The organism is Lysinibacillus sp. 1 U-2021 (assembly GCF_029916965.1).
GTDB classification, from domain to species: Bacteria; Bacillota; Bacilli; order Bacillales_A; family Planococcaceae; genus Lysinibacillus; species Lysinibacillus capsici.
Genome location: NZ_CP123966.1, coordinates 955,184 through 968,216 on the forward strand (window position 1 = coordinate 955,184; position 13,033 = coordinate 968,216).

At 39.4% G+C, this 13,033-nt stretch carries 18 protein-coding genes and 2 pseudogenes; 8 read left to right on the forward strand and 12 right to left on the reverse strand.

All coding sequences use genetic code 11. The features are described from left to right. The 3 genes from QH639_RS05050 to QH639_RS05060 are packed head-to-tail and all read left to right on the forward strand — an operon-like array spanning position 1 to position 923. Positions 1-549: a hypothetical protein gene (locus tag QH639_RS05050; RefSeq protein WP_281115745.1), complete on the forward strand. Its 549-nt coding sequence runs from the start codon at positions 1-3 to the stop codon at positions 547-549. Beyond that, positions 542-766: a hypothetical protein gene (locus QH639_RS05055; RefSeq protein WP_281115746.1), complete on the forward strand. Its 225-nt coding sequence runs from the start codon at positions 542-544 to the stop codon at positions 764-766. The genes QH639_RS05050 and QH639_RS05055 overlap by 8 nt, the downstream gene beginning before the upstream one ends. 1 nt (position 767) lies before the next feature. Beyond that, on the forward strand, positions 768-923 hold the full coding sequence (locus tag QH639_RS05060) for a hypothetical protein (RefSeq protein ID WP_281115747.1): 156 nt from the start codon (positions 768-770) through the stop codon (positions 921-923). Positions 924-1,270: 347 nt separating this feature from the next. Here the strand turns inward: QH639_RS05060 and QH639_RS05065 are convergent. The 4 genes and pseudogenes from QH639_RS05065 to QH639_RS05080 form a co-directional block, all read right to left on the reverse strand. After that, positions 1,271-1,612, reverse strand: a pseudogene (locus tag QH639_RS05065) (HD domain-containing protein); the annotation flags it as partial. A 264-nt stretch (positions 1,613-1,876) separates the two neighbouring features. Then, positions 1,877-2,006, reverse strand: a pseudogene (locus QH639_RS05070) (IS3 family transposase); the annotation flags it as partial. Between the two features lie 111 nt (positions 2,007-2,117). Next, positions 2,118-2,744, reverse strand: a complete 627-nt coding sequence (locus QH639_RS05075) for a trimeric intracellular cation channel family protein (RefSeq protein WP_227744964.1) — start codon at positions 2,742-2,744, stop codon at positions 2,118-2,120. 229 nt (positions 2,745-2,973) lie between these two features. Next, positions 2,974-3,900, reverse strand: coding sequence for a helix-turn-helix transcriptional regulator (locus QH639_RS05080; protein ID WP_131521452.1), 927 nt, complete (start codon positions 3,898-3,900; stop codon positions 2,974-2,976). Between the two features lie 163 nt (positions 3,901-4,063). Between QH639_RS05080 and modA the strand changes: the two genes are divergently transcribed. Together modA and modB are read left to right on the forward strand one after the other, a co-directional pair. Next, positions 4,064-4,843: a molybdate ABC transporter substrate-binding protein gene (gene modA / locus QH639_RS05085; RefSeq protein WP_131521453.1), complete on the forward strand. Its 780-nt coding sequence runs from the start codon at positions 4,064-4,066 to the stop codon at positions 4,841-4,843. A 3-nt stretch (positions 4,844-4,846) separates the two neighbouring features. Beyond that, the gene (gene modB, locus QH639_RS05090; protein WP_054550421.1) at positions 4,847-5,503 is read left to right on the forward strand and encodes a molybdate ABC transporter permease subunit; all 657 of its coding nucleotides are present in this window, start codon (positions 4,847-4,849) and stop codon (positions 5,501-5,503) included. Between the two features lie 37 nt (positions 5,504-5,540). Here modB and moaD read toward each other — a convergent pair whose 3' ends face one another. The 5 genes from moaD to QH639_RS05115 are packed head-to-tail and all read right to left on the reverse strand — an operon-like array spanning position 5,541 to position 9,051. Further along, on the reverse strand, positions 5,541-5,774 hold the full coding sequence (gene moaD, locus QH639_RS05095) for a molybdopterin converting factor subunit 1 (protein WP_131521454.1): 234 nt from the start codon (positions 5,772-5,774) through the stop codon (positions 5,541-5,543). Next, on the reverse strand, positions 5,771-6,247 hold the full coding sequence (locus QH639_RS05100; RefSeq protein ID WP_048392456.1) for a molybdenum cofactor biosynthesis protein MoaE: 477 nt from the start codon (positions 6,245-6,247) through the stop codon (positions 5,771-5,773). Before QH639_RS05100 ends, moaD begins: the two co-directional genes overlap by 4 nt. Next, complete coding sequence (gene mobB / locus QH639_RS05105; protein WP_281115748.1) at positions 6,244-6,762, reverse strand: molybdopterin-guanine dinucleotide biosynthesis protein B; 519 nt, start codon at positions 6,760-6,762, stop codon at positions 6,244-6,246. Before mobB ends, QH639_RS05100 begins: the two co-directional genes overlap by 4 nt. Further along, positions 6,732-8,021: a molybdopterin molybdotransferase MoeA gene (locus QH639_RS05110; protein WP_269898272.1), complete on the reverse strand. Its 1,290-nt coding sequence runs from the start codon at positions 8,019-8,021 to the stop codon at positions 6,732-6,734. The genes mobB and QH639_RS05110 overlap by 31 nt, the downstream gene beginning before the upstream one ends. Before the next feature lie 13 nt (positions 8,022-8,034). Continuing rightward, a complete protein-coding gene (locus QH639_RS05115; protein WP_131521457.1) occupies positions 8,035-9,051 on the reverse strand; it encodes a thiazole biosynthesis adenylyltransferase ThiF in 1,017 nt (338 codons plus the stop codon). 107 nt (positions 9,052-9,158) lie between these two features. Here QH639_RS05115 and QH639_RS05120 point away from each other — a divergent pair, with 107 nt between their 5' ends. The 3 genes from QH639_RS05120 to moaC are packed head-to-tail and all read left to right on the forward strand — an operon-like array spanning position 9,159 to position 10,715. After that, positions 9,159-9,653 (forward strand): MogA/MoaB family molybdenum cofactor biosynthesis protein, encoded by a 495-nt coding sequence (locus QH639_RS05120; protein WP_131521458.1) that lies wholly within the window; start codon positions 9,159-9,161, stop codon positions 9,651-9,653. Continuing rightward, positions 9,650-10,240, forward strand: a complete 591-nt coding sequence (gene mobA, locus QH639_RS05125; protein ID WP_281115749.1) for a molybdenum cofactor guanylyltransferase — start codon at positions 9,650-9,652, stop codon at positions 10,238-10,240. The genes QH639_RS05120 and mobA overlap by 4 nt, the downstream gene beginning before the upstream one ends. After that, positions 10,233-10,715, forward strand: a complete 483-nt coding sequence (gene moaC / locus QH639_RS05130) for a cyclic pyranopterin monophosphate synthase MoaC (RefSeq protein WP_048392450.1) — start codon at positions 10,233-10,235, stop codon at positions 10,713-10,715. Before mobA ends, moaC begins: the two co-directional genes overlap by 8 nt. Before the next feature lie 50 nt (positions 10,716-10,765). Here moaC and moaA read toward each other — a convergent pair whose 3' ends face one another. From moaA to QH639_RS05145, 3 genes are read right to left on the reverse strand one after another with little or no spacing between them, the layout of a single operon-like run. Continuing rightward, the gene (moaA, locus tag QH639_RS05135; RefSeq protein ID WP_131521460.1) at positions 10,766-11,782 is read right to left on the reverse strand and encodes a GTP 3',8-cyclase MoaA; all 1,017 of its coding nucleotides are present in this window, start codon (positions 11,780-11,782) and stop codon (positions 10,766-10,768) included. Beyond that, positions 11,783-12,598 (reverse strand): formate dehydrogenase accessory sulfurtransferase FdhD, encoded by an 816-nt coding sequence (gene fdhD / locus QH639_RS05140; RefSeq protein WP_481817321.1) that lies wholly within the window; start codon positions 12,596-12,598, stop codon positions 11,783-11,785. Between the two features lie 12 nt (positions 12,599-12,610). Then, positions 12,611-12,958, reverse strand: coding sequence for a Na-translocating system protein MpsC family protein (locus tag QH639_RS05145; protein ID WP_004230595.1), 348 nt, complete (start codon positions 12,956-12,958; stop codon positions 12,611-12,613). Between the last annotated feature and the right edge of the window lie 75 nt (positions 12,959-13,033).

Here is a 13,033-nt window from a genome sequence, read left to right on the forward strand (position 1 = left end):
TTGGGGATTAATCATTTGATTCAGAAAACTGGCGATGCTAAAAACTGGGGAGATTATATATTTACTGAATTCACTGGATCGATACCAGAATTCACAGATTTAAGCAAACCAGAAACGACTCTTATAGAGATAAACGGTGATTTTTTCTTTACCCATATTGGGGTTGAAGCTCAACTAGCAAATTACACAGCTAGTAATGGGACGAAAGTGGGGACGGCATATGTTAGGTTTTATATAAATGAAAAGTTAACAGCTACTCATACCTTTATATTGCCAGAATCTACGGAGTATTCAAACCCCTTCGGGTTAACGGACGTTATTAGTATGGACTGGCTAGTAGGTGTCGATAATCCTATTCCTAAAAATGAGTCGGTAACTATAATAGGCGGCGGTGGTAGTAGTAGTACAACTAAGGGTACGATTTCAAAAAAAATAGGCTTACCTTATTATGTAGATAGCTTAAAAGTTACGATTGAATTTGCGAATTCTAGAACTTTCTTAAAAAAGAAGGCTAACGCAGTAATTAAAGGAGGGGTTAGAATTGCTTGATATTTTAACTCAAGAAATCGTGGATAATATTGAAGTCACAATATACACAGTAGATGGTGTTTCAGAAATGTTTAGAGTGTCAAGGCATATCAGCGGGGAGTCTGTAACTCAACCAAAAGAACCCACTGTCACTACTCAAGAGGAATTACAAGCTGTTATATTACTAAACACCGAAAAAATATTAGTACAACAAGAATTAATTCTAGGGGGAAAATAAAATGGTATACAAAGCAGCAAAGATTGTTATTAATTCAGGTAATTATGTCTACGATTCCTTAGAATCAGATTTGTCACTTTTCTTAATGATGAAAAGAATTACGCAAGAACAATATGTAGAGTTAATCGGACTAATGGATGCTCAACAAACAACATAAACGCAGCATAAGCTAGCGTTATTTTTATTGTCTAAATTGTGGTACGTTAAGATTTCTTTACCTTGTCGTGTTTCTATTGATTAACTTTAAATTTGTAATTATGATGACGATAGGGGAAATAAGTATAAAAATCTACCGCTGACGGATCGCCGTATGCGATGAAAGTCGCCTGTGCGGTGAAGGCTCGTTATAAAACACAGTTGTGTATAAGACGAGAATAGCGTAAATCAAGCGCCAGTAATTAATGTTCAATATCAGGATAATTCAGAGATCGCAAATGGTGGCATGTCATTTCCTATAAATACAAGTAATCAATTTTGGGAACCAATATTTATTGATCCAGAAGGAGATACATGCAATGCTATTGCATCCCAGACAAGACGAATTGACTCTTCTGGAACTTGATATTGTTGCAAAAAGCTTCTTGCAGCATTTGCACCATCTACTTCAAATCGTAAATCTGGACTGCTATACTCTTTTGTTAATCCTAAATCGTGGAATAATGCACTGATATACAGTAACTCTAGATCATAATTCTTTTTTGCCTCTTTTCCCATAATGGCACCAAATAGAAATACACGGTTCGAATGATTCCAAAGTAAATCATTTCCGTAGTCTCTTAAAATATCTCGTGCATCCCTTGCTAAAATAGAATCTGGAATTTTAATACCTGCTACTTCATTAAGCATAATCTAAAACACCTTTCCAATCTAATAGTCCTCATTTTCATAAGGCCATCTTCATTTTAAAAAAGTTTACATCATTTATCTATTAAATCATTTCTATGATAATCATAGTTTTTTTCTATATTAGATATTATTTTTAAAGTAAGGTAATTACATTGGAAACTACTTGTTTTTAGTTATAAATTTTGTATCGTTAATTGATTTTACTTTTCAAAATGTGCTGACCCAAAAAAGTTAGACATATTTAGTTAAGCTACTTCTAAGACCTTAGTTTCGGTACTCCACCTGGCTTAGGTCTTTTAATTTTGCCTTCACTCGTTTGTGATTGTAATAGTGAATATAGTGATGTAATTCCTGTTCATAATGCCATGGATTCAAATTCTTGTAGATACAGGAAAACTCTTTGGAATCCCTCGCATAGCAAAGGGTCTACAAAAGACACAAAAAATCCCCATAAAAGTAAGATTGGAGTCAAACTTTTACAGGGCAGTTCGTTTCGACAATCAACCTATTTTTCCTCTGCATTCTTATAGGAATGTTTAAAAGGAAGCTTCCATCTTAATTTATTATTCACCGATAACATGCGAATCACTACTATAAAAATAACAATGACTGACAATTCAAGCGGGCTGTCCCACCCTAACCATATACAAAGGGCACATACAAATGTGAGGACAGCATGGATTTCTTCTCTTAATGCAAGCGGTGTTCTACCAGCTAACAAATCTCGAACCATCCCTCCACCAACACCAGTAAACATCGACGCTATAATAATGATACCTAGGTCGTGATGTAAGCTTTTTGCTAACAATCCGCCTTGTATTGCGAAAGAAGCTAGGCCAATTGAATCAAAGAAATAGCCCCAGCGGTTCCAATGATGAATCCAGTTCCTTTTGACAAATAAAATGGTCGTCAGCGTGACTAAAACGACTAATAAGGATTGCCGTTCCCATATATCTGACACAGGGATATCCAGTACAACATTGCGGATAATGGAACCACCATAAGACGTTGTCAGACCAAGCACAAATATGCCAATAAAAGAATAGTTGGCCTGTAACGCAACAAATGCTCCACTAATGGCGTAGGCAATAATGCCAATGATATGTAATACTGACCATGTCACATCATCCATCTCCTTTTTACTATACAAAAAAGCCCACCATAAAATAGTTGCGCATTGAGTACGCAAGCTATTTTATGGTGGGCTAATATCCTAGCAGTAGTACCTACTAATTTATCCATCTCACCATTTATCATAAAAGAATATAGCTGCTGTGCCATACTAATTGACACAACGACCATAAAATTTCCTAGTTAGAATTGTAATTGATTTTTTTATTAAACTCAATATGAATTTTTGATTATAGCGTTTCATACATGACTTGGCCCATTAAAGAGATGTCATAATCTCCTAATGCAGCTACTTCAGATTGGAAATCAGGTGTATTTAAAATCTCCTTCACCATATCGATGAGCGGTTGATTTTCTGGTGTTTTTAATAACACAATATCGTAACGTTCAGTGACCATCGGTATAAAATCGACCTGAATAAGCTTGGCGATTTTTTCAATGCCAATCCCAACATCTGCACGTCCATTGGCAACTGCAGAGGCGACATCGAGGTGGCTCATTTCTTCATGGGTATAGCCTGCAATCGTGGATGGAGCGATACCGTGAATGCGCAATTGCTCATCTAACAGAGTACGAGCACCTGAGCCTTTCTCACGGTTGATGAATGTGAATGTCTTTGTTTGGAAATCTTCAAATGTGCGTATCTCCAGCGGATTCCCCTTTTGAACATAGAAACCTGCTTTACGTGATACAACATTGATGAGAACAAAGGCATGGCTGACAAAGATTTTTTTTACATAAGGAGTATTATAATCTCCTGTATCCCCATCAAACATATGTAAACTCGCAATATCACAGTCTCCGTGATACAACGCCATTACACCATTAAAACTACCTTCATGTGAGCGTAATACTTTCGTAGATCGTCGTTTCTCGATATATTTTGCTAAAATATCTAATACTAAATCTTGCCCACTCACTATAATTTTCGCGTGATTTTTAGTCGGAGTGGCTATGGAAGCCTGTGCCAAAGCTGGCATACTACCTGTTTTTCGATTTTGTATATAGGTTTGCAAGTCAGCACGATCTACCCGCATTTGTCGCCCTACGCGGAAAACTGGCAAATCACCCTTTTTCACTAAATCATAAATTGTTAATTTTGAAACCTTTAATAATTGTGCAACCTCTTCAATCGTATAGGATTGTTCTTGTGACATGTAAAAGTTCTCCTCCTATAAGCCTCTATTTTACATGGTAACGTATTTATAGCCTTATGAACATCTTGACATTTTCTACCCTTACTAACTTTCTTTTTTATTTATATCTGATTATAATTAGTTATGTCTTGTTATAACGAGTAATAAAAGGAGTATACTCATCGTGAAAAAATATTATCGTTTATTTGCGACACTGTTAGTACTAGTTGGACTATTAGCAGCCTGTGGTAACCAAGAGGCGGCAACAAACGAACCAGTTGAACTAACAATTTCTGCGGCAGCTAGTCTACAGGATGCCTTAGAAGAACTGAAAACAACTTATGAACAACAACACGATACAATCAAAATCCTCTATAACTTTGGAGGTTCAGGTGCTTTACAGCAACAAATTTTACAAGGGGCTCCTGCAGACCTTTTCTTTTCAGCAGCAAAGGATAAATTTGATGCGCTTGTAGAGAAAGAAATGATCGATCAAAAGCTAGGAACGGATCTTTTAGCCAATGATTTAGTATTAATCGTGCCTAAAAGCAATGAAAAGCAAATTCAATCCTTTGAAGATTTACAACAAGCAGGAAAAATTGCACTCGGTACGCCCGAAACGGTTCCTGCCGGACAGTATGGTGTGGACACATTAAAAAATATGCAACTGTGGGATTCACTCGAATCAAAAGTAGTGTATACAAAAGATGTACGTCAAGTACTTACTTATACAGAAACAGAAAATGTGGATGCAGGTATGGTCTATAAAACAGATGCCCTTGTCTCTGATAAGGTCAATGTCGTGGCAACTGCCGATGATGCTATGCACGCACCGATTATTTATCCTGTAGGTGTTCTAAAAGCTAGTAAACATGCACAAGAGGCGGAGGATTTTTATCACTTCTTACAAAGTGATGAAGCTATGGATGTCTTTGAAAAGTATGGATTTAAAGGGGCTCAATAAAAGATGAGTACCGATTTTTGGTCTCCACTTAGGCTTTCGATCGAAATTGCTTTTGTTGCAGGGATCATCGCTATTATAGCAGGTATTTTAATGGGTAAATGGATGGCAACCCATGATTTCAAAGGCAAAATAGTGCTAGAAACGGTATTGCTGTTACCATTGGTATTACCTCCTACAGTAGTCGGTTTCCTGCTTATCGTCATTTTCGGGAAAAATAGTATGTTAGGAGATATCATTATCTGGCTATTCGATCAACCTATCATGTTCACATGGTGGGCGGCCGTCATCGCTTCTACAATCGTTGCCTTTCCATTAATGTATCAATCAGCTAAAACTGGCTTTGCCTCTGTCGATCGAGATATTGAAAATGCAGCACGTGTGGATGGAGCGAATGAATGGCAGGTCTTTCTTTATGTGTCCATTCCCCTTGCATTAAAGGCACTTGTTTCTGGTGGGATTCTAAGCTTCACACGAGCTTTGGGTGAGTTTGGAGCGACACTTATGTTTGCGGGAAATATTCCAGGGAAAACACAAACAACACCGCTAGCAATATATATGGCCATCGATTCTGGAAACATGACCCTTGCCTGGACATGGGTTCTGTGTATGATCGCCATTTCCTTCCTTTTACTTCTTAGTATCCATATCCTGAAAGTATAAAAGAGGTAGTTGGCTCTAGCCAACTACCTCTTTTTGCTTATCCCCCACTGATCGGTGGAATAAAGGCGATTGTGTCGCCAGATTTGACAATCGTCGTATCCGTTGCAAATTCTTCATTAACCGCTGTCATGATCTGTTGTAATGATAGCTGAGGGTAGCGCATTTCCATCCACTCTTTTAACTGCGCAACTGTCACATCTGACAGCTCTACTGATAGCTTTGATTCACCTAGTGCTTCCTGTAGGTGGGCAAATAATAAAATGTTAATCACAGGTTTTCCTCCTCCTGAATGGCTGGTTTCCCTTGCGGATAGGGAACATTTTCTAATTGATCACCAATCCACTCTGTCCCGTCCTCCCAATGTTCTTTTTTCCATATGGGCACGATTTGTTTTATGCGATCAATTGCATATTCATTCGCCATGTAAGCTATTTTACGATGCGGTGATGACACAGCAATCACTACGGCAATATCGGAAATAGCTAAATGACCGACACGATGGGTGATGGCTACTTTTGCTTCTGGCCACTCTTCTTGTATTTCCTTTGCAATCTGTTCAAACATTTTAATCGCCATTGCTGGATAGGCTTGATATTCCAAATGCATCGTTTTTTTACCATTTGTCATTTCACGCACTGTACCGATGAATAATGTGATGGCTCCAGCATTTCGACTAAGGACTTTTTGTCTTACTTCCTCCACATCTATTGGTTGATCGATAACTTCAAATAACGCTGTCGTCATAGTTTTTCCCTCATTTCTATCAACAAAAATTCCATATATTGTGATTCTTCATGAATCGAAAAAGCAGGGATTGCAAGGGATAGATCAAGCGGACAGCTTGGCCAATAAATCACACAGCGGATATTGGTTACTTGCTGTAGTAGTACTTGATCCTGTGCAGTGCGCAGCAGCACAGCCTTCGGATAATGTTCATTTTTATACCCTTCAATTAGCATGATATCCAGTGGAAGGGACTCATAAATCGCTAGTATATCAGCCAATTGCCAGCTATTTTGGTGGATACTCATACGTAAAGTACCCGCCCCCTCCACTGCTGTAACAACCGCACCTGCTTGCTCATGCCGACTACTATCCTTGGAAGTTTCGATCGTCGGTACTCCACCATGTCCATGATTCTTAATGGTTCCTACCCTTAGCCCTTCCATTGTAGCCTGCTTGATCAATTGCTCCATCAATGTTGTTTTCCCACTATTTTGATAGCCAACTATCTGTAAGATTTTTCGATATTGTCCCAAGGCCACTCACTTCCTTGCAGATCTTCTAGCAAAAGGACATCCACTTGCATACCCTTTTCATAGCCTCTAGAGCCACCTGGTAAAACAATGAATGCATTGGCTGTCGCTAAAGATGAAACTGCACTCGATTTATCGAACCCAGATGGGACAGTTACGAGCTTCCCTTTTTCATATTCGATACGAGCTCGTACAAAGCGTGTAAAGGGATTTGGCTTTGTAAAATCAGCCCCTAAAATAGCTTGCTCTCTGCGTAAATGTGGTTGAGTATGCCCATATGCAGAACGTATAATCGGACGTACAAATAGCTCAAAGCCAACATAGCAGGCTGAAGGATTACCAGAAAGACCAAATAATAATTTGTCGTTGCGAGCAGCAACCGTTGTCACACTACCTGGACGCATCGCTATTTTATTAAACAATACCTTTGCATCGATCGCCTCATAAATAGCTGGTAAATAATCATAATCACCTACGGAAACGCCACCCGTTGTAATTAAAATATCTACTTCCTGTAAGGCTTTTTCTACGTTTTCAATACATAATGTAAGATCATCGCTCAACTTGCCGAAATATTTCACTTCTGCCCCAGCACGCTCAATTTGCGCCATCATCATATAGGCATTACTATTGCGAATCTTACCTGGCTGTAAAGCTTCACCTGGCTCTAGTAATTCGCTACCAGTGGCAAGCACACCAATAACTGTTTTACGATAAACAGGTACTTGCTCGTAGCCAAAAGTAGCAAGTAAGGCCATCACACCCGGGTTAATATATTGGCCTTGTTCAATGAGGACTGCGCCTTGCTGTACATCTTCCCCTTTATAGGAAATATTAGTACCTGCTTCAAAAGGTCGTTTAATCGACATATACTTTTGATGATTTTCTTCGAATGTTTGGGTTAATTCTAGCATGACCACTGCATCACATCCTTGCGGTATCGGCGCCCCGGTCATAATGCGGACTGCTTGATAATCGCCAACTACGTCTTCATAGACATAGCCTGCGCCAATTTCTCCAACGACTTGAAAGCGGACTGGATGCTGTGAAGATGCCTCTTGGCTATCGACGGAACGAATGGCATAGCCATCATACGGTGAACGATCAAAAGCAGGTACATCATGATCGGCTCTAATAGCTTGTGCTATAAAGCGTCCATGTGCTTGCGTTAATGACACATGCTCCTTTTTTGCTTGAAAGGCATAGTCCATTACACGATGAACGGCTTCTGCCACAGGAATTGGTTGTCTTTTTTCTACCATTTGGTACACTCCCTTAACCTAATAAACGATAATAAATGCTTTTGGCTTTCTGTATATCTTGTATACCATGTATCACAACTCGCCCATCTTGGAAAATAACGATTCGGTAATCGTCCGCTTGGCAAGATAGCAAATAAGGATTAACCTGGACTTCTCCGTGGGAACGGAGCTGATTTGCCAGCTGATCAAGCGAATAGTAAATGGGCTTTGGTGGTCGAATTTGTACCGCGTCTCGGCCACAAAGGATCTGTAATTTCGTTTGATTTTCATAGGATAGGTAAGGATAGGTCGGCTTGTCGCCACAAGATGGACAATCACCTTGCCTTATTTTCTCCACATTGATTTCATAGTGTTGATTTTGCCAAACATCAAACGTTAAGTAGCTTTTTCGTAAGGCTTTGTCATCTCCAACAAGCAGCTTGAAAACCTCTGCCACCTGATAAGCAGCAACAATTTGAACTGCTGGACTAATAATGCCAACGGTATCACAAGTCATCCCTGTATGGGGCATCACCTTTAATAAGCAATGCAAACAAGGCGTTTTACCTGGTACAACCGTGTAAGTCGCACCATAACTACCAACACAAGAGCCATATACCCAAGGAATACGATATTTTTGCGCAAGGTCATTCATGACAAAACGAACATCAAAATTATCGGTCGCATCGACCATCACATCAACATCTTCTAGTAATGGTAGCAAAGTCTCTGTACAAGCATCCATAATGCCGACATGAATTTCTACCTCTGTGTTTATTTGTTGGAGACGCTTTTTAGCTGCGATAACTTTGGGCATTTTTTCTTGTGCATCTAGCTCTGTATATAATTGCTGTCTTTGTAAATTACTCCACTCTACATAATCACGATCAATGAGTGTCAGCCTGCCAATACCTGCTCGCACAAGCGCTTCTGCACTAGCACTCCCCAATGCCCCCGCACCTATAATAAGGACGTGTTTTTGCTGAAGGGATTGTTGCCCAGTTTGTCCGATAGGGTGAAATAATTGTTGTCTAGAATATCTATTTTGCATACGTATGTGGCCTTTCTTTCTATGAATTTTCGTTTGACCTTTTCATTTATAGCATTATAATAAAAGCAATGTTTTTTAGCAAAAACGCATTTGAAGGAGGTCTTACTGTGCATCCCACACATCAGCAGCAACCAATTCAAGTTGCCATTTTAACGGTCAGTGATACACGCACAAAGGCAGATGATCATGCTGGTCAGCGTATTCAGTCCTTACTACAAAAAGCTGCATTTGAAGTTATAGACTACCAACTAACAAAGGATGAACCGCTCGATATCGCTCATCATGTTAAAAATTGGTGCAGCGATCCAACAATTAATACCATTATCGTTACTGGTGGAACAGGATTTACACCAAGAGACCAAACCTATGACACCATTCTGCCTCTGTTTGAAAAAGAAATGATGGGGTTTGGTGAATTATTTCGAATGCTCAGCTATGAAGAAATTGGCCCAAAGGCGATGTTTAGTCGTGCCACGGCAGGAAGTCTCCAGCAAACAGCCATTTATGTTTTACCAGGCTCCACAAATGCGGTGACTTTAGCTATGACGAAGCTCATAGTACCTACAGTCCAACATTTTGTTGGTGAGTTGAAGCGCTTATGAAAATTGCAGGTATAGTGTTAGCTGGCGGTCAATCCTCTCGCTATGGACAGCCAAAAATGTTTGAGAAGTTTGCTGGACTGCCATTATATAAACATAGTCTCATAGCCCTGCAAAAAAATCAGCTAAACCCTCTTATTATCGCTACAAATGCGCACTTACAACATCAGTTTGGACAGGAAAATGTCCACTGGGTTATTGAAAAGCAGCCACATCAAGGCCCTCTTTTTGCTTTGCATCATATCATGACAGCCTATCCTGATGTGGAATGGTTTTTTGTCGTAGCAAGCGATATGCCTTATATGAATGCAGAATTTATCCAAAAAATGGTAGGCTTGATTAATGACACGTATGATGCTATTGTTCCGACACAAGCGCTACGCGATCAGCCATTAGCTGCATTATATCGACGTACTGCTTTACCAAAGGCGACACAATTAACGACACAAAATAACCGGAGTATGAAAGTGCTTTTAGAGCAACTTCGTGTTTGTTATGTCCCTTTTGATGACAATATCTCAACATTTATCAATATCAACGCACAACAAGACTGGTCACAAACAAGTAAAAAGGAGTTTAATAATGAATAATTTTACACACTGGAACGAAGAAGGTCGTCCTAAAATGGTCGATATCTCCGCAAAAGAAATCACAACACGTACAGCCATTGCGCGCAGTACGATTCTTTTATCCGATGCGGTCTATGAAGCCATCCAACAAGGTGGCATTAAAAAAGGTGATCCGACGCAAGTTGCGCAAATTGCAGGGATTATGGGCGCTAAAAAAACAGCTGATATTATTCCCATGTGCCATCCCATCATGCTACAGGGTACGGATTTCCAGTTTGACTATGAAAAAGCAGAGAATGGCTATGAGCTCCATATTCAAGCCACTGTTAAATGCAGTGGAAAAACGGGTGTTGAAATGGAAGCTCTCACTGCTGTGTCTGTCGCAGCACTAACTTTTTATGATATGTGCAAAGCCGTTGATAAGACGATGGTCATCAAAGAAACTTACCTTGTTGAAAAAACAGGTGGGAAAAGTGGCACTTTTGTGCATAAATAAACAGAAAAAATTCGGCATTATTGTGCCGATTTTTTTCTGTTTTTTACACGCTACCCCCCAATATGAGACATTTCAATTTTTGACGTTTTCCTTTTTGCCATCGTTTGTTCATTGCGTTCATCTGAATAACGATCATTTCTTGTTTCCCAAACGTTCGTTATGCACTTGATGATGGCAGCATCATCTTGCCCTGAACGTAACAATTCCCTTAAATCCGTGCCTTCTGTTGCAAATAAACAAGTGTATAATGAACCTTCTGCAGAGAGACGAGCACGTGAGCAATTGGAGCAAAATGAATCCGTTACAGATGAAATTATACCAATCTCACCTTGAGCATCTTGATACTGATAACGCGTTGCCACCTCTCCTTTATAATTGGGCGCTACTGGTTGTAACGGCGTAAACTGATGGATTTGCTCAATAATCTCTTTTTTGGACACCACATCATCCAAGCGCCAGCCGTTCGAATTCCCTACATCCATATATTCAATAAAGCGTAGAATATGCTGTTTTTCTTTAAAAAACTGCGCCATGGTAACAATATCTTGTTCGTTTTTTCCTTTTTGAACAACCATATTAATTTTTACTTGTAAGCCCGCTTCTGCAGCCTTTTCAATTCCCTCTAACACTGGCAATACCTTGCCTCTATGACCATTCATCTCGAAAAAACGCTCATCATCAAGCGAGTCTAAACTAACAGAAACTCGGGCTAAGCCTGCCTGTGCCAATGAGTGTGCGTATTTTTTTAATAACGAGCCATTGGTTGTTAAAGCAATATCTTCTACACCTTTTATGCGGTGAATACGGGCAATTAATTCGGGCAAATCACGACGTAGTAAGGGTTCCCCACCTGTAATCCGTATTTTTTTCACGCCCAATGAAACAAAGATTTTTACTAATCGTTCAATTTCATCAAAACTTAATATTTTATCAGACGGTAAAAATGCGTAATCTGGACCAAATACTTCTGCTGGCATACAATAGCGACAGCGAAAATTACAACGATCTGTCACGGATATTCTTAAATCTCTTAACGGTCTGTGTAATTGGTCTTGTAGATTCGTCATCTAATCTCCTTCTTTCAATTCATTAGTTGGTAATAGGATGCGTTGTGGGTGTGTATAAATATTCAATGTCTGTTGCCGAATAAAGCCAACCGTCGTAATACCAAGCTGCTCTGCTAATTGCAATGCTAATTCTGTGGGTGCTGATTTAGACAGCACGATGGCACAGCCTATTTTGGAAACCTTTAGTAAAATCTCCGATGATATTCGTCCGCTAAAGACGATAATTTTATCTTCCATACGGATGTTGTTGCGTAGGCAATAGCCGTAAATTTTATCCAAAGCATTATGACGTCCAATATCCATGCGACTTAGGACGATGCCATTTACATCACATAGTGCAGCATTATGCACCCCACCCGTTTTCTTAAAAATATCGGCACTATCCTGCATCGCATGCATTAAACGGAAACAATCTTCGGTCGTTATTTGCACATGGACTTGATCCATTTTTTTCGCTACTAATGCATCGTTCGTAAACACAAAGCCTTGTCGACTCATCCCACAGCAAGACGTAATATAGCGCTTGTTTTGCGTCTGTTGGTAATAAGGATTAATATGCTTTGTTTTAATATGCACAAAACCCTCTTTCTCTTGGTGCCAAATTTCCTCAATATCCTCAAAACTACGAATCACTCGTTCAGAAGCTAAGTAGCCAATAACCATATCTTCTACATACTCGGGTGTACAGACCATCGTGACAAATTCCTGCTGATTAATTTTTACGGTAACAGCGTATTCTGAAACAATTAAATCAACCATTTCTGTCACTCGTTGTCCTTCAACACGCACAATTTTTCTTGTCATTGCTCGATCCATAAGGCATCCCCTTTATTCACTGATATGCTTTTCAAAAACAAAGACGGAAATCGCAAAATCCTCTTCAATTTTAATATCTGAAAATAAGTGAAGTAATTTGCTGCCCATCAATTCTTCCATACCCTCTGGTGGCGATTGTCTATATAAATCTTGAATCATACTCGTCCTTGCAGCATGCACCATTTTCAGCCCTTCTGGTGTACTGGCAATAAATTTTTCTGTCGGAGTGATATTTCCGTATAAGGTAGATACAGCCATATTCTCGACAAAAACAGTATGAATACGTTCAGGACCTTTACCAAATACTTCCTTTCTTAACTTTCGAATCATGTCATTAAATTCGTGGATTTTTTTAGACATAGCAACGATTCTCCCATCATAATTAAACTTTTTTAGGCAAATGGTTATGTAGGCCACCCTTACAGTTTGTTAATG

Coding starts and splice junctions, on each gene's coding strand:
- QH639_RS05060 (WP_281115747.1), top strand. CDS start 768: ATGGTATACAAAGCAGCAAAGATTGTTATTAATTCAGGTAATTATGTC.
- QH639_RS05075 (WP_227744964.1), bottom strand. CDS start 2,744: ATGGATGATGTGACATGGTCAGTATTACATATCATTGGCATTATTGCC.
- QH639_RS05080 (WP_131521452.1), bottom strand. CDS start 3,900: ATGTCACAAGAACAATCCTATACGATTGAAGAGGTTGCACAATTATTA.
- modB (WP_054550421.1), top strand. CDS start 4,847: ATGAGTACCGATTTTTGGTCTCCACTTAGGCTTTCGATCGAAATTGCT.
- QH639_RS05100 (WP_048392456.1), bottom strand. CDS start 6,247: ATGACGACAGCGTTATTTGAAGTTATCGATCAACCAATAGATGTGGAG.
- QH639_RS05110 (WP_269898272.1), bottom strand. CDS start 8,021: ATGGTAGAAAAAAGACAACCAATTCCTGTGGCAGAAGCCGTTCATCGT.
- QH639_RS05115 (WP_131521457.1), bottom strand. CDS start 9,051: ATGCAAAATAGATATTCTAGACAACAATTATTTCACCCTATCGGACAA.
- mobA (WP_281115749.1), top strand. CDS start 9,650: ATGAAAATTGCAGGTATAGTGTTAGCTGGCGGTCAATCCTCTCGCTAT.
- moaC (WP_048392450.1), top strand. CDS start 10,233: ATGAATAATTTTACACACTGGAACGAAGAAGGTCGTCCTAAAATGGTC.
- moaA (WP_131521460.1), bottom strand. CDS start 11,782: ATGACGAATCTACAAGACCAATTACACAGACCGTTAAGAGATTTAAGA.
- fdhD (WP_481817321.1), bottom strand. CDS start 12,598: ATGGATCGAGCAATGACAAGAAAAATTGTGCGTGTTGAAGGACAACGA.
- QH639_RS05145 (WP_004230595.1), bottom strand. CDS start 12,958: ATGTCTAAAAAAATCCACGAATTTAATGACATGATTCGAAAGTTAAGA.